This window comes from Rhodothermales bacterium, assembly GCA_041391505.1.
GTDB lineage: Bacteria > Bacteroidota > Rhodothermia > Rhodothermales > JAHQVL01 > JAWKNW01.
The window spans coordinates 387247-409461 of the sequence record JAWKNW010000002.1 but is presented as its reverse complement, the minus strand read 5'-3'; the positions used below and the strand labels follow the sequence as shown (position 1 = coordinate 409461).

Here is a 22215-nt window from a genome sequence, read left to right as displayed (position 1 = left end):
TCCATCGGCGTGTCGAAGTCGTCCCGATGGGCGTAGTAGACGTCGATCCGGTCGGTCTGCATCCGCTTCAGGCTTTTTTCGCACTCGCGTTCGATCTCGGACGCGGTGAGGCCGCCGGGCGACCCCGGATAGTCGAAACCGAGCTTCGTCGAGATCGCCATCTCGTTCCGGCAGCCGCGGGCCTTCATCCAGTTGCCGATCGTCCTTTCGCTGTCGCCGCCCTCGAAGCCATCCAGCCAGGCGGCGTAGAAGTTGCCGGTGTCCAGAAAGGTGCCGCCATGCGCGCGGAAGAGGTCGAACAGTTCGAACGAATGCGCCTCGTCGATCTTGCTTCCAATCAGGTCGGTGCCGTAGCACAGGGCGGACACCGTGACATCGGTACGTCCAATCTTAACTTTTTCCATCAGCACACAGGTTACAGGGTGGAGGGTGAAAGCGCTTTCGGCGCTCACTTATAAAATGTGACGATCGCCGCGCCGGCCATCATGAGGATGACGCCGATGACTTTCATCATGGTGATGGGGTTGATCTCCTGGCCCAGCCAGCCGAAATGGCTCAGCACGAGGCCGGTGATGATCTGACCGGCGAGCAGGGTGACGAAGAACGAGCCGGCGTCCATGCGACCGGGCTGAAGAATCCAGGCGATGGCGAACACGAGCGCCGCGCCCATCGCGCCGGCGAGGAGGAGCAGCTTGTTGATGTCCTTGAGCGGGGTCAGGGCGCCCGACTGCCAGCCGGTCACGCCGATCGCTACGGCGGTGAGGGCCCCGATGCACCAGAACACGGCATTGGCCACTTTCGGGTTGCGCATGATCGCCCCTACCTGCCCGTTCATGGCAAGATGGACGGAAAGGATGACCCCCAGAAAGATGGTGAGCATAAAAAACTGGATACGCATACTGAACCTCCAGGTAGAGTGGGTATTGGTGGATGCAGAGGCCCCGTGCGCCGAGGTGGTGATGTCAGGCGCGCGCAGGGGTAGAGGGCGTCCGTGGACACCGCCTTAAGATATGGTGAATAATATCAAAATAGGCAAGTCCGGCGGGATCAGACTGGTTTTCGCGCGGAGGTCGCGCCCCGCATGCAGTGGCCGCACGGACGGAAGCCGGCGGCGATGGCGTCGGCTTCCGAACGGAAGAAGACCCGATTCGCGCGTTTCATGCGCTTGCCGCTCCAGCAGCGCAGCGTCCCGTAGATGCGCAAACGCCGGTTGCCCGCCCAGGCGATGTCGCCCGAGCGCAGCAACCGGCGCACGTCGGTGTCGGTGAGGTGGGCGTGATGGATCACGAAGGCATCAGCGGACGACGAGGAACTGGCGCACGGCGCGATAGGCGCCGGCTTCCATCTCGTACAGATAGACCCCGCTCGGGAGCTGCGTTGCGTCGAGCGTGGCGCTATGCCAGCCGGCGGGCTGATCGGCATCGATCACGCGGAGCACCTCGCGCCCGAGCACGTCGACGACGCGCAGCGTCACCGGGCCGGCCTCGGGCAGGGCGTAGCGGATGGCCGTCCGGTCGCGGAACGGGTTCGGGTAGTTCTGCTCCAGCGCGAAGGAGACCGGCGTCGCGCCCGCGTCCGCGGCGCGCACGACGAGGCGGCGCGCCCCCGCGCCGGGGATCGGCGTCGCCGCGCCGGATACGATCGGGAGCGTCGCGATGCGCGCGCCGGCGGAGTCGAACACGTCGAGTGCGTAGGCGCCTCCATCCAGATCCAAAAACGTCGCCGAAGCCGGCGCGCCGGCCTGGAGCAGCAGCGTCGCTCCGTCGATCCGGGCCGACGCCAGGCGTCCATCCATGAAGCGGACGTCCAGCCCCGTGCCCGCGGGGGCCGGCGGCATGGCGGCCGACGAGGCGGCATCCGGGCGCCAGGACAGCGTCTGCGCGAGGCCGGCGCCGGTCTGGACGACCACCCGGGGCCCTTCCGGCGCGCGCGCGGCCACCGCCGGCGACGCCTTCGACGCGCTGCCGCAGGTCAGCGTCACGCTGCCGGTCTTCTTCGCGAAAACCCAGTAGCCCTTCCCGGGCTCGAGCAGCTGGTTCTCGGGCACGACGAAGGTGTTCTCGTAGCCGAAGAACAGATCGGGGTCGATGATGCCGGCCGGGTCGTTCACCTGCGCCAGCGTCACCGCGCAGGTCGGTCCGGACACGATGTTCCAGCCGGTGTGCAGGGACCAGGTCCGCGACGCGGCGGGGATGCCGGCGACGCGCTGCGTTCCGTTGGCGGGGAACCGTAGCCAGTAGCCGGCGCCGGGCACCAGCGTGGCCGGGATCGGCGGGACGAACGACACGCCGTTGAAGGTCAGGAGCGTGCCGCCCGTCGCATCGGGAAATACGGCGTCGACATCCGCGTCGGCCACGTCGAGCGGCAGGCCGACGAGGTTGTGGCCGGCGCGGTAGGCGACGTCGATAAAGGGCGTGGCGCCCTCGTGCGCGCCGAGCGCGGCGCCCGAAAGCGGACGCGGGTTGCCAAAGAAGTCGTTTGTAACCTTCGGCACGCCGGCCGGGAGCGCCGCGGCCTTGCCGGAAAACTGGGAGCCGTCGGCCAGCATCCAGCCGGCGAACGGGTCGTTCAGGTCGGTAACGTGCGGCGCCGACTTGTCCACCATCGTGGAGGAGAGATCGGTCTTCGACCACGTCCGCCACGCCGGCAGCGCGTTGGTCTCGAAGCCCGGGATGGACGCGCCGCCCTTGGGCTGGAAGTGGAACGTGGAGAACGCGGTGGAATTATGCGGCCAGTACGCGTTGCCGCCGCCGTGGTTGGTCAGCGCCGGCGTCACGTCGACGTATTTTTCATACGCCAGCTCGGCGCTGGCCTGTCCGCGCACGTTGTCGAGGAACAGGTTGTTGTAAAACCCGGTGTTCGTGGCGTCGCCCCGCTCGTCGGAGCCGATGCGCAGACCGCTGGCGAGGTTGCCCATGAAGGTGTTGTGCACCACCATGTTGCCCTCGCTCACGTCCACCACCATCCCGTGGCCGATGAATCGGTTGCCCACGATCCCGTTCCACTTCACATACCACGTGTCGCCGGGCGCCGGCTGCGCCGTCCGCGCCATGGTGCTGACGTTGTTGCGCACCAGGTTGCCGTCGCTGTTCACCTCGATGAAGAGGTTGACGCCCATGTTCGAGTGGAAGCGGCTGCGCTCGATGATGTTGTTCGTGTTGTCGGTGTCCAGCCAGAGGCCGGGGCCCTCGTTCTCGGAGAAATCGAGCTGGGTGAACAGGCTGTTCGTGGTATACGTCCACTTGCCCCCGCCCGACTCGTGGTAGGGGTCGTATCCCTTCCAGTTGTTGTATTTGGCCACGCTGTGCGCCACGGTGCAGTCGTCGCAGCCCTGGGATTCGTTGACGCCGCCTTTGAAGCCGTCGATCCCGTTGTAGTAGGCCCGGACGCCGCGTACGCGCTGGTGGCTCCCGAACAACAGGATTCCCGTGCCGTTCGTCCACTCGATGACGATGTTGTCGATCAGGGTGCCTTCATTTCCCGTGCACACCGCGCCCTGTTTGAGGATATTGGCGAGATGACGGAAGGTGAAGCCGGCGAGGCGCAGGTGGCTGTGCGGCGGCAGGCCGCTGCCCGGCACCTTCGCGGAGCATTCGACGTTGCCCGAAGGGTTGAAGAGATGCCCTTTCCGGCTCGTTTCCATCCGGACCTGGTTCGGGTTGGCGTCGCCGGGCAAACGCACGTAGACGGTCTCGGGCTTGCCGATCGACGTCAGCGAGCCGGTGCCCTTGACGAAAAACGTCCCTTCGGGCAGGCTCGTGGGGGTATAGGCCGGCTGCCACGTATCGATGTTGTTGTAGTAGGGTTTGAGCACCTCGCCGGCGGCGATGACCATTTCGGCATGCCGGGCGGCGTCGTATTTCATGACCCCGTTGCGGTTGTAGACGAGCTTGTTCAGGTCGCCCACGAGCCAACTGTCGTAGGGCCATTTCATCGACCAGACGTTGCCGCTCTTCGTCCATACGCCCGGCAGGGGCTCGGCGCCGGAAACGATGACGTCCTCGCCCGGGTTGGCCGCATAGGTGATGGGCAGACCGGGCGTGCCGCCGCGTTTGGGGACGATCTCTTCGTAATAGGTGCCCGCCCGCACGAGCACGCCGTCGCCCGGCGTCAATTCATTGCCCTGGGCCGCGCGCGTGATCGTCTTCCAGGGGCGCAGTTGCGAACCGTCGTTTGTGTCGTTGCCGGTAGCCTGGTCGACCCAGTAAATCGTCCCGGGGATGACGGTGGCGATGGGTTTGCAGGTGCCGTCTTCAGCGCAGAGCGAGCCTGGACCGCACTGATAGGCTTGCTCGATATAACACTGTTGCGCCAGGGCGGCGGCGGGGAAAGCGAGCAGAGCGCACAACATCAAGACGGGACGGAAGCGCGCAGCGCCCCGCAGTCGGTTGGGAACGAACATAGCGATACACCGGAATACTCGGAGGACGTGGAAAGTCGATAAACCGCGTGCCGGTTTGAATCGACCCGATCGGGGGACGGGAATGCGCGCGTGATCGCCGGGGGCGTCAGGCGGCGTGGAGCCAGAGAATAGAGAGGCCTAAAATAAGCAATCGGCTCCGTAAATGCGCCACTTCATGGTTATTTTTTGAGGGCGCCGGCGGTGCTCTCGTCGGAATAGATGACGATGTGCTGCGGAATCCACTTGCGCAGCGCCGCTTCGATCTGGGTGGGATGCACGGGTTTGGCGATGTAATCGTCCATGCCGGCTTCGAGGCAGCGCTCGCGGTCGCCCTTGAGGGCGTTGGCGGTCATCGCGACGATCGGGACCGCGGTGAGCGCGTACTGACGTTCGAAATCCCGTATGAGCCGGGTCGCCTCGAACCCATCCATGACGGGCATCTGGCAGTCCATGAAGACCAGATCGTAGTTTCCGCCGGCGACGATCGCGAGGGCGTCGCGCCCGTTCGTCGCACAGTCGATCGTGCAGCCGTACCGCTCGATGATGCGCTGCGACACGCGCTGGTTGATCTCGTTGTCCTCGACGAGCAGGATGCGCGCTTCCGGAACGTAGAGGCGCTCCGCCGCCGTCGCGGTCGGATGCGGTTGACTCGTTTGCGCGGGCGCAAACAGGGTGCGCAGGGTGTTGCGGATTGGGTCGTTCTTGAGCGGCCAGGGCACGATGGCCTCGACATACGCGGGGATGGAGGGGAAGCTGTTCGTGATATCGGGGATGAAAACCACGCGGGCGGGGCTGGCCGACGCGCAGTTGAGATCCAGCAGGGCGGCCATGGCCGGATCGGTCAACGCCGCCTCGTCCAGCATGATCAGATCGATCTGCTCGAGGCTTTCGTGCGAGATGGCGTCGTCGTCAAACAAGGCCGCCACGCTTTCGAACGCCTCGACGAGGCAGCGGTCGTGCTCGAGGAGGACGTACAGCAACTCGCGCGAGGCGTCGTGCCGGGCGCAGACCAACGCGCGCTTGCCGGCGACGCCGTCCTGCACGGTCGCGACTTCGTGCGCGATCTTGCTCTTTTTCAGCGTGATCGTGAACCAGAATGTCGAACCCACGCCGGGTTCGCTGTCCACGCCGATCTCTCCATCCATCAACTCCACGATCTGGCGCGAAATCGCGAGGCCGAGGCCGGTCCCGCCGTATTTGCGCGTGGTCGACGAGTCGGCCTGCGAAAAGGCCTGGAAGAGCCGCTCGCGCGCCTCGATCGAGATCCCGATCCCGGTATCCTCGACGGAAAGGTGGAGCGAAACCTCGTCGTCCGTTTCGTACCGACGCGCGCACCGGATGGTCACATCCCCGGAGTCGGTAAACTTGACTGCGTTGTTGACGAGGTTGAGGAGGACCTGCCGGATCCGCCCCTCGTCGCCATGGAGCCAGACGGGGACGTTGGGATGCAGCAGACAGGTAAGGGCGACGCCCTTCTCCCGTGCCCGGGTGTGGAGCAGGTCGACCACCCCGCCCAGCAGCCGGTTGAGATTAAAATCCCGGTACTCGAAATCGATTTTGCCGGCCTCGATCTTCGAGAAATCGAGGATGTCGTTGATGATCGAGAGGAGGGCGCCGGCGGAATATTCGATGGTCTGCGTGTAGTCGAGCTGGTCGTCGTCCAACGTGGATTCGAGGAGCAGGCTCGTCATGCCGATGATGCCGTTCATCGGCGTCCGGATTTCGTGGCTCATGTTGGCCAGGAAATCGCTTTTGGCCTGGTTGGCGGACTGGGCTTCCTGCGCCATCTGGTTCGCGATCAGGTTGGCCAGCTCCAGATCCCGGGCGATCCGTTCGGACCGCTCCTGCATACGTCGCAGTTCGGCTTCCATCGCGACGCGGTCGGTGATGTCGAACCCCATGACCATGATCGGGGCCGCCGGCGACGTACGATAGAAGGTCATCGCGATGTACCGCGGTCCCTCGGGCGATTCGAACGCGATGTCGATCCGTTCGCTGAGGGACTCGCCGCCGGCGAAGGCCTCGATGGCGCGCGTCAAGTCGGGCTTTTCGCCGCAGGCCCCTGCTTTATTCCCGATGAACGCCTCCATCGGCTGCCCGTTCAGCTGCGTGAACAGGTCATTTACGTTCAGATACCGCAGATCCTGGCTCAGGCAGAAGGCGACCCAGGGGGCTTCCGCATGAGACCGGTCTTCGCCCGCCGGCGGATCCAGCGGATAGGCGTTCTGCATACCGGCCGCCGTGCAGGTGAGGCACTGCGGGGAGCGGAGTGGGTCGGGTGTGGGCGTAGACATCGGAGGGAAGCGGAATGAGACCGGTTCGATCGTCGGGCGTAAACTACCCGGATATTCACCGCACTGCCAGGTTATTAGCGTGAGCGCGTATGCGATGTCAGTATCGGCCCGAGCCGGCAAACCTTTACGATCCGGCGCGACCCCCCTGCCGGCGTACCGGTTATGCGGATATTGCGGCGATCCTGTGACAGGTTTAACACGGATGCGTGATGATGTCGCCGATCTTTATGCGTAGCGTTATGTGGGAGAAAAGAACATCTGCGCAAACCATCATGACTAACGCACTACCCATCGAAGAAGGCACCCTGCTCGAGGTCGAGGGCGAACGCTATCGGGTGATTGGCGTCACGGATCTCGGGGTTTCCGATCTGGCTTTGCCTGGCATTCAGCGCTGGGGAACGCATATCCTGACGCTGAAGCGCCACTCCGACGGCCAGCGTTTTGCCGCGACCCTGTACGATTCCGGCAAGATCGGCCTTCCATACCCGTTCAAGGGGCACGACTGACGGCCGGCGCGCCCTCGATCACTGCGGTGATCGCCCGGCGCGCTGGGAGGACCCCGCCCTGGCTTCGCGGGACGCCTTGAACCGCCACGGCCGCCATGTTCCGGCCTGCCGATGAAAGCCACGCCGGCGCGAACCCGCCGATCGTTCGCGCAACTTGTCCGGTTTCCACGGCCCGCGCACCCCGCGCGTCCGCCGGGTTTTGCGCCTGGCTATCAGCCAGCTAACAACAGCCTGTAGCCCTGTCTGCCTGCCGGCACGAGGCACGTCTTGCCGGCAAAATACCCCTTCGCGGCGTGTTTTTCCGGTCCCGCCGACGTGCCTGAAATCGCCGTTCCGGATGAAGATTCGATTCACACCATGCGTCCGAAACTGTATCAAAACAGCCGGAATCTTGTGACAACTTCACCATTGATGTGTGATGTGGTCCGTCCGATATAAGGTGTATACTGCTTACGTGCAATCATCAACCAAGTACCAACAATCCGACATGAAGTACAATCCCAATGACCCGTGGGAACGCGCGGCAGTGGGGCTGTTGTTGGGTATCATCGTGCTTCTTTTGGTGACGATCGTTTCTGTGCTCTTTTAGACACTTTCGAAAATGCGCGGCACGAAGGGATTCGGGTCGTCGTCGTAGGATTTGTCGCCGTTAGTTCGTTTGTCTGTTGCACTCCAGAAGGCCATGCGGCTCGGGGACCGGTTCAGCCCGGTGTTCGACACCCGTCCCCGATGCGCATCGTTGGAAAGAGCGTGACGGCGAGCCCGGCGTGAAGAGCGGGAGACAACATCATGGGTAAAGGGTAATAAAACCCGTTCCCGGTGTAATCATGGCTACACCAGGGACGGGTTTTATTGTTTGGTGCCGGGCGTGGTCGCCGGGCCGGGATGCGGGAAGGGCCTGTGGGCAAAGGATGCCGGCGCCGATGGAAAGAATTTCCTCGTTTGCGGCGTCAGGATGCGGTCACGGGCAAAAAAAAGGACATTTTGTACGTGGCATACCGTTCGCTCAAGCCTGATTCAGCTTAATCATGCGAACTCCTGTATACCACGAGCCTGGTCCGGAAACGGAGCGGGCTCGTGTATTTTTGTAGCCTCCGTTCACGCGGCGGGCTTCTTTTCCAGGATCAGATCCAGCAGCTGGATGAGGCGCGCGCGCAGGTGCCGGCGGTCGACGATGAAGTCGATAAATCCGTGCTCCTTGAGAAACTCGGCCCGCTGGAAGCCCTTGGGCAGCTCCTGGCCGATCGACTCGCGGATGACGCGCGGGCCGGCGAACCCGATCAGGGCGCCGGGCTCGGCGATGTTGAAATCGCCCAGCATCGCAAACGACGCCGTCACGCCGCCGGTCGTCGGGTCCGTGAGCAGCGAAATGTAGGGCATGCCGGTCTCATGGAGCTGGGCGAGGTGCGCGCTGGTCTTGGCCATCTGCATGAGGCTCAGCGCCCCCTCCATCATGCGTGCGCCGCCGCTCTGGGAGATGACGAGGAGCGGGACGCGCTCGGTGTACGCGCGTTTGATGGCGCGGCTGATCACTTCCCCCACCACGGACCCCATGGATCCGCCGATGAACGAGAAGTCCATGGCGGCAATCGACATCCGGTGGCCGCCCACGTTGCCCATGGCGCCGCTGGCGGCGTCGCTCAGGCCGGTCTTGTTCTGCGCGGCGGCGATGCGGCCGGCGTACGACTTGCGGTCGACGAAGTCGAGTGCATCGACGGCGCTGAGTTCGGTGTCGTACAGTTCGTAGACGGAATCGTCGAACAGCAGATCGAAGTATTCCCGGGCGCTCATGCTGAGGTGGTGCCCGGAATTCGGGAAAACGAGGGCGTTCTCCTGCAGCACGCGCGCGTTGATGATCTCGCCTGTTTCCGGATCCTTGGCCCACTGGCCCTCCGGCACGTCGTTCTGTTCGCTTTTTGTGGTGCGGATGCCGGCGTCGGTGCGTTTGAACCAGCTCATGCGGTGCGTGCGTTTTGATGAAACAGGTGTGGGTGAGGCGGGCTGCGAACGGGCAGCCCCTAAGGTACGACGTTTTAAGTTAAGACAGGTACCGGGCCGGCGTTGGATTTTGTGTTGAGGCCGTCGCACTGCGACCGCGCGCCCTGGGGCTTGCAGCTACCGGTCAGGTCGCTTTGCCCCCAAAAGGCAATCGATCGAACAGCGTCCCCCTTTTCTCCAAGGGGATGAAGTCTTTCAGGTAAAACGGCTCGAAGGATGCCAGATCCTCGAAAGCGCCCTGTCGCCAGCGCTCGAGTCCGCGCCGCGCCACCGTGACGGGCGACGGCGCAATGCCCGGCACCAGACGCGTCGCGTCGCCGGCGACCGCGCGGCAGCCGGCTTCGATCGCCCGCGCGCCCTCGCCGATCACCCACAGGGCGCCCGGATAGGCGGTGGGCATCACGGCCGGTGTCTCAGCGACGGCGAGCGCGCTCGCCGGGACGGTCTCGGCCATCCCGCCCCCGTCGAGCGCCTCAAAGACGCCGAGATAGACCTCGTCGCGCCGCGAATTGAGCGCCACGGCCATCCGGTCTCCCGGCTGCGTGAAGGGCAGGCACACCCACGCGAGGGCCTCCAGCGTAGGGATCCCGATCAGGGGGATCCCGCGCGCGAAACACAACCCTTTGGCCGCGCTGACCCCGATCCGCAAGCCGGTATACGACCCCGGACCCATCGAGACGGCGACGGCGTCGAGGTCTTCGGGGCGGACGTGCGCGTAGCGGAGGGCGTCCTGGATCAGGGCGGGCAACCACTCGGCATGCGAGCGCGGCGTTCCGAGGGTCTGGGCGACGAGCACCTCCGCGCCGCGGGCGAGCGCCACGCCGCAGCTGTCGGTGGCGGTCTCGAGGGCGAGCAGGAGCGGGTCGTCGGTGGGCACGATGTGCGTGGGATGGATGGCGGGCATGAATGCGGGGGTGCTCTAACGATGCGGGCAGAAAACGGTGCCCTTGCCCCCGGCGCGCGGCGCGGCGGCGCCCGAAAAAAACGCGATTTCGCTGTTCACATAATCTCCTTGATTCTTAGATTCCCTGGCGTATACTTACAACCGGTCGCGGCGTCTATCGGGCGCCGGCGGCATCCCGAATTGACATGCGAGGACAATGAACCGGCCGGCCCGGCGAGGGCGATGCGCCGGTCGTTCCAGCGATATGCCATCAGCGGAAACGGATCGAGGCGCAAAAAAGCGCTTCCCGTTCTTTTTAGCGATACAGCGTGGCTCTTCAGCCGGCCCATCATGCCGGCCGCCTCGCGGGCTGACCGCGGAGCCTGGGCCCGGGGAATCATATGGAGGATGACTATGAAGGTTTACGACGTTGAACACATCCGCAACATCGCGTTGGTAGGGCATCAGGGGAGTGGCAAGACGATGCTGACCGAAGCGATGCTGCTAAATAGCGGCGCGGTCCAGCGCATGGGCTCGATAGCGGAAGGGACCACGGTCAGCGACTATCATCCGAGTGAAAAAGAGCGCCAGATGTCGGTTTTTTCGTCGCTGGTGCATGTCGACAACAACGGCGTCAAGCTGAACGTCCTCGACGTGCCGGGGTATCCGGATTTCGTGGGCGAGATGATCATGGCCCTCAAGGTGGCCGATACCGCCGTTTTTGTGATCAACGCGGCGGAAGGCATCCAGGTCGGCACGGAAACGGCCTGGAAGGAGGCGGAAGAGCATGGGATCCCGGCCATGTTCGTACTCAATCAACTCGACCGGAGCGAGGCGAACTTTCGGGACCTGGTAGGCCAGATCCGGGAACGGTTCGGACGCGGCGCCGCCGTGGTGCAACTGCCCGCCGGCCCCGGCTCGCGCGGGATCATCGATGTGCTCCTCATGAAGCAGCTCACCTTCGGCGCGGGCAAAGGGGAGGTGAAGGTCGGCGAGATCGATCCGGCTTTTAAGGAGGAAGCCGATCAACTCCACAACGAACTGATCGAGAGCATCGCCGAAAACGATGAGACGCTGATGGAGCGGTACTTCGAACAGGGCTCGCTGTCGGAGGATGAGATGCGGCACGGCCTCCATGTCGAGATGCTCAAGCGGCAGCTCTTCCCGATTTTTATCGCGAGCGCCACGGAGAACATCGGGGTCAGCCGGCTCATGCAGTTCATCGCCAACGTGTGCCCCTCGCCGATCGAGATGCCGCCGGCCGCGACGGATTCCGGCGATCCGGTCAAAACGACCAGCGACGGCCCGCCGGTCGCCTTCGTGTACCGCACCATGGCGGAAGCGCATGTGGGCGAGTATTCGTTCTTCCGGGTCTATTCGGGAGTGCTCGAACAGGGGATGGACCTGGAGAACGCCCAGACCGGTGCCACGGAGCGGCTCGGCCAGCTCTACGCCATCAACGGCCACGAGCGCGATCAGGTCGCCAAAATGTTCGCCGGCGATATCGGCGCGCTGGTAAAGCTGAAAAACACGCACTCCAACAACACCCTGCGCGCCAAAGGGAGCAACGTGGCGATCAAGGGCATCACCTTCCCCGAACCGCGGTACGTCACCGCCGTGCGTCCGCAGAAACAGGGCGAGGAAGACAAGCTCGCGCAGGGCCTGCACGCGCTCTCCAACGAAGACCCGTCGCTCGTGGTGACGCTGGATCCCCATCTGAGCCAGATGCTGCTCGGCGGACAGGGCGAAATGCACCTGGCCATCGCCCAGTTCAGGCTCAAGAACCGGTTCGGCGTGGACATGGAGTACATCAAACCCAGGATCTCGTACCGCGAAACCATCCAGAACACGGCGCGCGCGGCCTATCGCCACAAGAAACAAACCGGCGGCGCCGGCCAGTTCGCCGATATCTCGCTGCTTGTCGAACCCTATAACGGCGACTTCAAACCGCCGGCGGACATCTCGGTCCGCGGCGAGACGGTCCTCGAAACGGCCTGGGGGGCGAAGCTGCATTTTGTCGACGCCATCGTCGGCGGCGTGATCGACATGCGGCGGTTCGCCGGCTCGATCCAGAAAGGCATCCTCGAAGCGATGCAGCGCGGCCCGATCGCCGGCTATCCCGTGGGCGACGTCCGCGTGGTGATCTTCGACGGGAGCATGCACGCGGTCGACTCGAACGACGCGGCGTTCAAGACCGCCGGCCGGATGGGATTCCGCGACGCGTTCCGCCAGGCGCAGCCCGTCATTCTCGAGCCGATCTGCACGCTCGAAGTGATGGTGCCCGGCGCCTACACGGGGGAAGTCATGGGCGACCTCAACGTCCGCCGCGGGCGCATCCAGGGCATCGAGGGCGAAGGCGTGTTGCAGAAAATCGTCGCCCAGGTGCCCGAGGCCGAGCTGTACCGGTACGCCACGATCCTGCGTTCCATGACGCAAGGCCGCGGCCTGCACAAGGCGTCGTTCCTGCAGTACGAACCGATGCCCCGCAACATCCAGGACAAGGTCACCAAAGAAGCCGAAGAAGAGGTCGAGGCGTAGGGCCACGCTATTTCGTGTCCCCCCGACAGGGGGATCGTGTCCCGGCCCGCTCCTCATGTCCGGGCAGAACATGAAAAAGCCTGGCAGGTCAAACCTGCCAGGCTTTTTTCGTCAAGTGTGTCATTACGTGGCGCGAGAGAGACTTGAACTCTCGACCTCCGGGTTATGAATCCGACGCTCTAACCAGCTGAGCTACCGCGCCCTGGGCTGCCGAATCGTGCAGCGTGCCTATAATCGCCCGGACGGAGGATTTTGTTTCGTCTCCCACCCATTCCTCGGCATTTTTTGTAATTTCCCGTCGTCACGATCCGCGTCCTGCGGCCGTGCCGCCCGCACATGTAACCCGCACCTTCCCCATTCGCATGGCCTGGAGTTCGATAATCGGTCAGGAACGCGCCGTCGATGTGATGCGGCGCGGCCTGGAGCAACAGCGCCTCGCGCACGCCTATCTCTTTTATGGCCCGGAAGGCAGCGGAAAACGCGCTGCCGCCATCGAGCTGGCGAAGGCCCTGCAATGCGAACGCGATCAGCCGGAAGCCTGCGGGGAATGCCTCCCCTGCCAGAAAGTGGCGCGGCTGATCCATCCCGACGTGCAGGTGCTGTTCCCCTACCCGGGCGACGTCGACGAAACGGAAGTGGCCGAGCGCCTGCGTTTGCTGGCCGAAAACCCGTATGCGGTAATCGATTTTATCCGCCGGCCGTTCCTCAACGACGCCTCCAAGGTGTCGAACAAGCAGGCGATCTACACGGTGGCGCGCATGCACCAGGAACTGCGCCGCTCGATGAGTTTCAAGCCGGTGGAGGGCCGGCACAAAGTGGCGATCCTGACCGACGTCGAGTTCATGCGCGTCGAAGCCGCCAATGCCTTCCTCAAATTGCTCGAAGAACCGTCGCCGCGGACCGTCTTCATCCTGATCACGTCGCGCACGGACAAACTATTGCCCACCATCCTGTCCCGGTGCCAGCGGCTGCGTTTCGACCCGCTCTCGAACGAGGCCATCGCCGCCGCGCTGGAAAGCCGGGCGCAGATGCCGCCCGACGCCGCGAAGATGCTCGCCCGCATGTCGAACGGTTCGTATTCGGCCGCACTCGAACTCGCCGGCAACGAGGAACTCCTCGCCCATCGCGAGCAGGTCGTCGAATTCATGCGGCTGGCCTACACCGGGCACATCGACAAGCTGTCCGACCGCATCGTGAGCCTCGGCGCCCTCGGCCGCGAACGCCTCAAGGGATGGCTCATCCTCCTGATGAGCTGGATCCGCGATTTGCTGCTGTTCCGCCATCAGCGCGAACAGGCCCTGCTCGTCAACAGCGACCAGGGCGAGACGATCCAGAAATTCTGTGATGGCGTGCCGCGGGCAAACCTGGAGGCCATGATCGGGTATGTAGAGGAAGCGATGGCCCTCATCGGGCGGAATACGCACGTGTCCCTGACGCTGACGGTGCTGGCGCTTTCGCTGCATAACGCGATGCACGGCCGGCCCGTCGAGCGCCTCTACGTACCGCTCGCTTCGCCCGAGGAGGCGCTCAGCTAGCAATTGGCGCGGCCAACGGCGATATTGCCCTGCCTGCGTCGCGTCACCCGGCGCGTCGAAGCGCACATCGTGAACCTTGATCCCAATCATCGTGGCTTGTAGTTCTTGCAGCAGTGGAGGTGGATGCGGCAGCCAGGGCGGGTGCGGTTCCGGCAAGGCCGGCTCGTCCTCGTGCCCGTCGATGCAGGCCTACGACTGGCTGACGGATCTCGGGATCGTCACCGCGCCCGTCGTGTACCCGCTCGTCGAAATCGCTTTCAAAGGGGGGCGCAAAGGGGTCTATCGCAACGCCGAGAATCTCGAACTGCAGACCGGCGACTTCGTCATCGTCGAAGCGGATCGCGGGATCGATTTCGGATCGGTGCACCTCGTCGGTGAAATGGTTCGGCTGCGGATGAAATCGAAAGGCCTCGACGAGGAGCACGAATTTCCGGGAATCGCCCGGCTCGCCACCCTGAAGGACATCGAACGGTGGGAGGCGATCAAGGAGGAGGAGGCGGAGGCGTTTCTGGTAGGCCGGCGGACGATCGACCACATGAATCTCCCCATGAAGCTCGTCGATGCGGAGTGGCAGTTCGACCAGAAGAAGATCACGTTTTATTTTACCGCCGACCATCGGGTCGATTTCAGGGAGCTGGTGCGCGAACTCGCGCGGCGGTTCCGGACCCGCGTCGAGCTGCGCCAGATCGGCGCGCGCGACGAAGCCGCGCGGATCGGCGGCATCGGTTCGTGCGGGCGCGAACTCTGCTGCTCGACGTGGTTGCAGGACTTTAAACCGGTATCCACCCAGGCGGCCCGCGTCCAGAACCTGCCGCTCAACCCGGTTCGCCTCAGCGGCCAGTGCGGTCGACTCAAGTGCTGCCTGAACTACGAACTGGAGCAGTACATGAGCGCGCTCCGCTCGTTTCCCGCCGTCGATACCCCGATCACCACGCACCAGGGAGAGGGCATCATCCAGAAACTCGACATCTTCCACGATCGGGTATGGATCGAGCATGCCGACGGCACCTGGGAGGATCTGTCGCTCGATGAGGTGACCGCGATCCTCGGTGAACAGCCGCCTCGCCCGACGCCGGCGAGTCCGCGCCGCGCCGTGCCCGCGCGTCTGCCGCGCCGGCCCCAGGGAGGAGGATAAAGGGGGCTACAGCGTCTCCAGCCCTTCGATCCCGCTCAGGAGGTCCTCGGGGTTATCCCGGATCAGCGCGAGGATGGCGCCGTGGGGGACGATCACGTAGTCTTTTCCGTTGAGCGAGATCTCGATCAACTCCTTCCGCAGGAAAAAGGCCAGGTCGCCCGGGCGGGCCTGCAGGGGGAGATACCGGGCGGCGTCGCGGGACGGAGCCCATGATTCCGTCTCCGAGTATTCCGGGTTGGGGATCACGTAACCCGGACCCGTGCGCACGACGCGGCCTATGCTGACGCGTTCCTGATCGGTAACCGTAGCCGGCAGATACAGACCGGATTGCGTCTGCTTTTCTCCATTCTCGGGTTCGATGAGCACCCGGTCGCCAACGATGATGACCTCTTGCATGGCAGCGATAGAATACGGCTACAGGGATGGTTTGAGGGGGGACCGCCGCGCCGGATGGGGCCGGCGTTGGGGGAAAGGGACGCCATTATACACATCGCGCCCGTCAGTTACCTCCCATTAAACGAAAACGCACAACCCGGATCACAGGTTGTGCGTTTCGATGCTCAGTCCGCAGGATGCCGTTAAAGATGAAAGACTACATAGAGCAGCAAACCAACGACACCCACACCAAACATCATGACTCGGATGAGGCGATCGACAGGGTTTCGCATGTGATTACTTGTGCGTGCGGTGGGTGGTGTACGGTGAACGGGTCGGTGAGGTAGTGCCTACTAATGAAACGGGGTATAGGCATATAGTCAACATTATATGCACTATTTCTTTGTGAACTATTCGCTGAAGCAGCACAAATAGACGCACTTTTACCGCATTCACCCATGCGCCGCCGGCTCAAACGGACCGAGCCGGCCGGCCCGCTACCAGTCGTTCTCTTCCTTCGTGATGTCCATTTCCACGGGCGTGGGGTAGTTGGTCGTGAAACAGGCGTTGCAGTAGCCCTGCGACGTGGAGTGGGCCTGCTGGACGGCCGTCATCATGCCCTCGACCGAGAGGTACGCCAGTGAATCCACGCCCAGCCAGCTCGCCATGCTGTCCATATCGTCGAACTGATTCGCGAACAGCTCTTCCTGGCTCGGGAAATCCATCCCATAAAAACACGGGCTGATCACGGGCGGGGAAGACACCCGGAAATGCACTTCCTTGGCGCCGGCTTCCCGGATCATCCGGACGAGAAACTTGGAGGTCGTGCCGCGCACGATCGAGTCGTCCACCAGCACCACGACCCGGTCCTTGAGCACGCCTTCGACGGTGTTGAACTTCAGCCGAACGCGGGTGTCGCGCCGATCCTGGCCCGGCGCGATAAAGGTGCGGCCGATGTAATGGTTGCGGATCAGGCCGATTTCGTATTTGCAGGGGTATCCGAGCTTCTGGCACTCGGACACATAACCGAGCGTGGCGGTGTTCGACGAGTCCGGGACGGCGATGACGATTGGCGGTTTTTCACCGGGCGCCACCATCGGTACGGGCGTTTCGTGCGCGAGCTGCTTGCCGAACTTGCGGCGCACCTTGTCGACCATCTCGCCGAAGACCTTGGAGTCCGGCCGCGCGAAATAGATGTACTCGAAGATGCACTGGCTGACGCCGTACTTCTGGGGCAGCTGGTAGCTGCTGAACGCGCCCGATTCGCAGCCCTTTCGGTCGATCACGAGGATCTCGCCGGGCTGGACGTCGCGTACGTATTCGGCGCCCAGCAGGTCGAGCGCGCAGGTCTCGCTGGAGACGCAGTAGGCATCGCCGCCCTGGTCCGCCGGCTTGCGGATGATGCCGAGGACGAGCGGGCGGAAGCCGTTCGGGTCGCGCACGGCGATCAGGCTGGAGTCCGTCAGCATCAGCAGCGAGAACGCGCCTTCGAGCTGCGTCAGCGCATCGATGATCTGGTCGATCTGCTTCTTCCGCCGGCTCTGGGCGATCAGGTGCAGGATGAGCTCGCTGTCGCTCGTGGTCTGGAAGATGGTGCCGCGCTCGCTGAAGGCGTTGCGCAGTTCGCGCGCATTCGAGATGTTGCCGTTGTGCGCAAGCGCCAGGTTGCCGTCGCGGTAGTGCACCTTGAACGGCTGGATGTTCGCCCGGTTGTTCGAGGAGCCGCTCGTCGAGTAGCGATTGTGCCCGATCGCCGACATCCCCAGCAGCTTCGTGTCGAAGATGGCGGGGTCGTTGAAGACGTCGAGCACCAGCCCGTGGTCCTTGTGGATCGGCATGATCCACCGCTTCTTGTGCTCGTCGAACGTGGAGGTTACGATCCCCGACGCTTCCTGGCCGCGATGTTGGAGGGCGTGAAGACCGAAATAGGTGAGCTGCGCGGCGGAGGGTGTGTTAAATACGCCGAAGATGCCGCAGGACTCTTTGATCTGTTTCATACAACGAAGGATTTATCCTCGGTGGGCGGTTTAACGTGAACCAGCACGCGGCCAATGCGGTGATTTTCCACCGATTCGATGCGCATGGTGAGGCCGTCGTAGACGATTTCGTCGCCGACGCTTGGGATGTCGCCTGTGAGGTGGAAGATCAGCCCGCCGAGGGTCTCAAAATCGTACTTATCGACGTCGAGTTCAACATGCAGCAGCTCCATTAAATCATCGATGTGGATGCGGGCATCGACGTAATGGGTGAACTCGTCCACCTGCTGGTGCAGCGCTTCCTCCTCGTCGTCGGTTTCGTCGCGGATGTCGCCCACGATTTCCTCGAGCACGTCTTCCATGGTGATCAGGCCGGCCGTGCCGCCGTACTCATCCACCACGATCGCCATGTGGATGTTGTGTGCCTGAAACTCGTTGAGCATTTCAACGAGCGGTTTGGCGTAGGGGACAAAAAGGGTCTTGCGGGCGATGGTCCGCCAGTCCGGCGTCTTTTCCCACTCGCCGGGCTTCAGAAAGGGGAGCAGGTCCTTGACGTAGATGATGCCGAGCATGTTGTCCAGGTGCTCGTCGTAGAGCGGAAGCCGGCTGTGGCCGCCTTCCAGCAGCAGGGCATAGGCCTCCTCGAGCGTCGCCGAAACGGGCATGGCGTTCATGTCCATGCGGCTCGTCATGATTTCGCGGACCGTCGTGTCGCCGAAGTCGAGAATCGAATGGATCAGCTCGCGCTCTTCCTCCTCGATGGAACCCTGCGCCTCGCCCAGGTCGGCCATCGTCTTGAAATCGTCGTCCGAGAAGTAAGGACGGTCGAGATGGCCATAGCCGACCACCTGCTCGAGCCAGGCCGCGAGGGGGCGGGTGATCGGGCCGAGCAGCGCGTAGGCGCCGGACATCAGCGGGGAGACCATGCGCGAAAAAACGATGGCATGGCGGGAAGACGCCCATTTGGGCAGGAGATAGACGCCCACCGCGACGAGCGCCGCGATAATCGGCAGCTGCATGGTGAAACTGAGCACCCGCGGCGCGTTGAGCAGGTGGCCCAGGTAGGTGAGCAGCGACGACGTGGCCAGGACGAGCGCGATCTCGAAGAGGGCGCCCAGGCTTTGCAAGGTGAACAGGACCGGCGTCCGGTTCTCGATCAGGGCCAGCACCCGCCGGCTGGCCGGGTCGTCCACCTCGCGCAGAAACTCACGCGCCGTGCCGTTCAGCGCACTCAGCGACCGCACCGAAGCGGAAATCAACGCCACAATGATCCACACGCCGAAGACGGCGCCGATATTCGCTACAACGACCTCCCATTCCAGATCAGGAGGGAAAACGTGCGGGAAAAAAAGGCCGGCGATCGAAAGAGGGGAAGAATCAGCGTCAGGATCCAAGGCCTAGAGGAAGAAGCTCCTGGGATAGTTCAAAAAACGGCGATGACCCGGTGCGAACAAACCCGTCGACAGGGTCGAGAGAAACGATAGCCGCGGGGTGGGTGTTCCGGAGGAAGCGCAAGGATCGAGGTTCAACGTTCAAGGTTTTGCATGCGGCCACCTCAAACGTTGAACCTCGATCCGTGAACCCTAGAAATATTGCCCCGTCACCACGATGAAAATGAGCACCGCGAGGACGGCGAGGGGGCAGAGGTAGCGGATCAGGAATGACCACGCCGGCGAGGCCGGCAGGCGGTATCCGCCTTCTTCGAGCGACGCGAGGGCCTTCGGGATGCCCCATTTCCAGCCCACGAACACGCAGATCAGGATCGCGCCGATGCTGAGGGAATAGTTGCCCCAGATGTTGTTGTTGATCGTCAGAAAATCCCAGGCGAACAGGCCGCCCGGGTTGGCTTCCGATTTCGCGCTGAGCAACGCGCTGCCGCCCTGCGAGAGGGCGGAGGGCACGGCGAGCAGGAAGCAGATGAACCCGAGGACCCACGACGCCTTCTCGCGCGTCCAGCCGCGCTCGTCGACGAAATAGGAAACGACGACCTCGAGGAGGCTGATGGTCGATGTAAGCGCCGCGATCGACAGCAGGAAGTAGAAGGCGATCCCGAACAGGGTGCCCGCCGGCATGGCGTTGAAAATGGTCGGCAGGGTGATGAAAACGAGGCCGGGGCCGCCCTGCGGATCCATATTCTGGTAGAACAGCGCCGGGAAGATGATCAGGCCGGCCAGGATCGCGATCATCGTATCGAAAAACGCGACGATGATGCCGCTCTGCCAGAGGTTGGTCTTCTCCGGGAAATACGACCCGTACGTGATCATCGCGCCCATGCCGAGGCTGAGGCTGAAGAGCGCCTGGCCGAGCGCGCTCATCGCCACGCCGAAACTGATCTTCGAGAAGTCGGGATGGAAGAGGTAGATGAGCCCGTCCATGCCGCCCGGCAGGGTGATCGAGCGGATGGCGAGGACGATGAGGACGACGAGCAACAGGGGCATGAGCACTTTGGACGCCCGTTCGATCCCCCCCGAGACGCCGCCGCGCACGATGAGGATGGTGAGCACCAGGAAGAGCGCCGTGTACAGGATCGCCGGCCCGGGAGATGCCACCAGCTCCGCGAAGATCGCGCCGCTGGCGGCGCCGCTCGTGGCGCTGGCCAGCCCGCCCGTGAACGCCTTCACCAGATAACCGAGCGTCCAGCCGGCGACGACCGAGTAGAAGGCCAGAATGCCGAAACCGGTGGCGACCCCCAGGCCGCCCACCGCGGGCCACAGCGATTTGGGCACCAGCGCCTTGAAGGCGCCCACCGGGTTACGCTTCGTCGCGCGCCCGACGGAGAGTTCCGCCAGCATCACGGGAATGCCGATCAGCGCCACGAACAGGAGATACAGGAGCACAAAGGCGCCGCCGCCGCCTTCACCCGCCGTATAAGGGAATCGCCAGATGTTGCCGAGGCCGATCGCCGAGCCGGCCGCCGCCATGACGAAGCCAAGTTTGGAACTCCACTGTCCGCGGTCTTCTGATGAGATCGCCATACCTGCTACCTGATAGTGAGGGTGGGTGCAAACGGATGCCGGCGGGGGAGATGGGCCGGCGTTGCTGCGGAAGTGCCTTCCCGGGATGACATCCCAGCGGAAAGCCCCGGGATGTTACTCGCCGGGGGTAGATAAAATCAAGCTAAATCCGTGTGCACCGTCGTCAGGAAGCGGTCAGGCGATCTGCGCGGAGAGTTCGTCCTCGAAAAGCAGGGCGCGCAGGTCGTCCGCGCGGCGATGGGTGCAGAAGCCGGCCAGGGTCCGGAGCTGGGCGTCGAGTTCGCTCCGGCTGCTCGCGGCCGGGCTGCGCAGCCCGATGATGTCGCGATGGGTGGTCGGGACGGGCTCTTCATAGTCCTCCCACAACATCTCCTTGATCTTTTCGCCCGGGCGTATGCCGATGTAGTCGAGCGCGATCGGTCGCGCGCCGGCCGGCGTGAGCCGCTCGATCAGCCGTTCGGCGAGCCACTTGATGCGCACCGGCGGGTCCATCCGCAAGGTGTAAACGGGCGCGTTCTCCAGCAGCAAGGTCTCGAGGATGAGGGTGCACGCGTCGTGCACGCTCATGAAGAAGCGCTCCATGGCTTCGTGCGTGACGGTGACCGGGCCGCCATGCAAAATCTGCTGCACGAAGACGGGCACCACGCTCCCCAGGCTGCCGAATACATTGCCGAAGCGCACCGTCTTGGTCCGCACCGCGCCGCTGGCCGCGCGCATGTAGCGCTCGGTCCACCGCTTGGTGGCGCCCATGAAGCTGGTCGGCTGGACGGCCTTGTCGGTCGAGATGAAGATGAATTGCTCGGCGCCGTACGCCTCGCTGAGGCGGAGCAATTCCACGGAGGCGAGGGTGTTGTTCTGGAAGGCCTCGATGGGATGGGCCTCCATCATCGGGACGTGTTTGTAGGCGGCCGTGTGAAAGACCACGTCCGGCCGAAACGTCTCGAACAGATGGGTCATGGGGCCGGCCTGCCGCACGTCGAGCAGGTGGTACGACAGGTCGGAACGGTGGCGAACGCCGTGAACGGTCTGCTCGAGCTGGAACAGGTTGTATTCGCTAAAGTCGACGAGGGCCAGTTGCCGGGGGGCGAGCTGGAGCAGCTGGAGCGTCAGTTCCCGGCCGATCGAGCCGCCGGCGCCGGTCACGAGAACCCGGCGGTTGCCAAGGTACTCCCGGAGCCGCGCCGCATCGCAGGCGGCCGGCGGGCGCTGGAGCAAGTCCTCAATCTGAACCGGTGAGGGCAGGTAGAGATCGGCGAGATGTACGGTCGACATGCTGGCGGGCGCTCGATGGCGCATATGGGGGATGCAGTTCGCGCAGACAAGCTACGCAATATGTCGGTCATCCGACAGAGAGGAACTTCAGGGAGACGCCGGAACGATCCGGGCCGATCGGGTGCCGTACCCGCGGCGACGCCTCAAACCCTCACCGGGGCGTGGATTCGATACGATCCAGGGGATGCCTGGGGGCGGGTCGGTCCGAACGGCTACCGGCATCGACGCGCCTCGTGTGGTCGCTTCACGTGCAAATCATGTTCCTAACTGACGGGTGGTGGATGGATGATGGGATGTGGGATTTGGGGATGCGGGATGCGGGATTT

General features: G+C 63.6%; 16 protein-coding genes and 1 tRNA gene. 4 read left to right on the top strand and 13 right to left on the bottom strand.

The window, feature by feature from the left end:
- The 5 genes from R2834_03640 to R2834_03620 all read right to left on the bottom strand — a co-directional run.
- On the bottom strand, positions 1-404 hold a 404-nt coding region (locus R2834_03640), incomplete at its 3' end, for an aldo/keto reductase (GenBank protein MEZ4699400.1).
- Positions 405-448: 44 nt separating this feature from the next.
- Entirely contained in the window at positions 449-898 is a 450-nt protein-coding gene (locus R2834_03635) for a DMT family transporter (GenBank protein ID MEZ4699399.1), read from the bottom strand.
- 149 nt (positions 899-1047) lie between these two features.
- The gene (locus R2834_03630) at positions 1048-1287 is read right to left on the bottom strand and encodes an Ada metal-binding domain-containing protein (protein MEZ4699398.1); all 240 of its coding nucleotides are present in this window, start codon (positions 1285-1287) and stop codon (positions 1048-1050) included.
- 7 nt (positions 1288-1294) lie between these two features.
- Positions 1295-4351, bottom strand: a complete 3057-nt coding sequence (locus R2834_03625; GenBank protein MEZ4699397.1) for a right-handed parallel beta-helix repeat-containing protein — start codon at positions 4349-4351, stop codon at positions 1295-1297.
- 230 nt (positions 4352-4581) lie between these two features.
- The gene (locus R2834_03620; protein MEZ4699396.1) at positions 4582-6696 is read right to left on the bottom strand and encodes an ATP-binding protein; all 2115 of its coding nucleotides are present in this window, start codon (positions 6694-6696) and stop codon (positions 4582-4584) included.
- Between the two features lie 272 nt (positions 6697-6968).
- On the opposite strand from R2834_03620, the gene R2834_03615 reads away from it, so the two are divergent.
- Positions 6969-7202 (top strand): hypothetical protein, encoded by a 234-nt coding sequence (locus tag R2834_03615; GenBank protein MEZ4699395.1) that lies wholly within the window; start codon positions 6969-6971, stop codon positions 7200-7202.
- 1098 nt (positions 7203-8300) lie between these two features.
- On the opposite strand, the gene accD is transcribed toward R2834_03615, so the two are convergent.
- Together accD and tsaB are read right to left on the bottom strand one after the other, a co-directional pair.
- Entirely contained in the window at positions 8301-9161 is an 861-nt protein-coding gene (gene accD / locus R2834_03610; GenBank protein MEZ4699394.1) for an acetyl-CoA carboxylase, carboxyltransferase subunit beta, read from the bottom strand.
- Between the two features lie 163 nt (positions 9162-9324).
- Positions 9325-10104 carry a tRNA (adenosine(37)-N6)-threonylcarbamoyltransferase complex dimerization subunit type 1 TsaB gene (gene tsaB / locus R2834_03605; protein MEZ4699393.1) on the bottom strand — a complete coding sequence of 260 codons (780 nt, stop codon included), beginning with the start codon at positions 10102-10104 and terminating at the stop codon, positions 9325-9327.
- A 393-nt stretch (positions 10105-10497) separates the two neighbouring features.
- Between tsaB and R2834_03600 the strand changes: the two genes are divergently transcribed.
- Positions 10498-12621, top strand: a complete 2124-nt coding sequence (locus R2834_03600; GenBank protein ID MEZ4699392.1) for an elongation factor G — start codon at positions 10498-10500, stop codon at positions 12619-12621.
- Positions 12622-12749: 128 nt separating this feature from the next.
- Here the strand turns inward: R2834_03600 and R2834_03595 are convergent.
- Positions 12750-12823, bottom strand: a tRNA-Met gene (locus R2834_03595).
- A gap of 160 nt (positions 12824-12983) precedes the next feature.
- Here R2834_03595 and holB point away from each other — a divergent pair.
- Complete coding sequence (gene holB, locus R2834_03590; GenBank protein MEZ4699391.1) at positions 12984-14156, top strand: DNA polymerase III subunit delta'; 1173 nt, start codon at positions 12984-12986, stop codon at positions 14154-14156.
- A gap of 91 nt (positions 14157-14247) precedes the next feature.
- Positions 14248-15291: a regulatory iron-sulfur-containing complex subunit RicT gene (gene ricT, locus R2834_03585; GenBank protein ID MEZ4699390.1), complete on the top strand. Its 1044-nt coding sequence runs from the start codon at positions 14248-14250 to the stop codon at positions 15289-15291.
- Between the two features lie 6 nt (positions 15292-15297).
- On the opposite strand, the gene R2834_03580 is transcribed toward ricT, so the two are convergent.
- The 5 genes from R2834_03580 to R2834_03560 all read right to left on the bottom strand — a co-directional run bounded on the left by R2834_03580 (position 15298) and on the right by R2834_03560 (position 21889).
- Positions 15298-15687 (bottom strand): co-chaperone GroES family protein, encoded by a 390-nt coding sequence (locus tag R2834_03580; protein MEZ4699389.1) that lies wholly within the window; start codon positions 15685-15687, stop codon positions 15298-15300.
- A gap of 476 nt (positions 15688-16163) precedes the next feature.
- Positions 16164-17663 carry an amidophosphoribosyltransferase gene (purF, locus tag R2834_03575; protein MEZ4699388.1) on the bottom strand — a complete coding sequence of 500 codons (1500 nt, stop codon included), beginning with the start codon at positions 17661-17663 and terminating at the stop codon, positions 16164-16166.
- A complete protein-coding gene (locus tag R2834_03570; GenBank protein MEZ4699387.1) occupies positions 17660-19036 on the bottom strand; it encodes a hemolysin family protein in 1377 nt (458 codons plus the stop codon). The genes purF and R2834_03570 overlap by 4 nt, the downstream gene beginning before the upstream one ends.
- 189 nt (positions 19037-19225) lie before the next feature.
- Entirely contained in the window at positions 19226-20617 is a 1392-nt protein-coding gene (locus R2834_03565; protein MEZ4699386.1) for a sodium-dependent transporter, read from the bottom strand.
- Positions 20618-20791: 174 nt separating this feature from the next.
- A complete protein-coding gene (locus tag R2834_03560) occupies positions 20792-21889 on the bottom strand; it encodes a polysaccharide biosynthesis protein (GenBank protein ID MEZ4699385.1) in 1098 nt (365 codons plus the stop codon).
- Positions 21890-22215 lie beyond the last annotated feature (326 nt).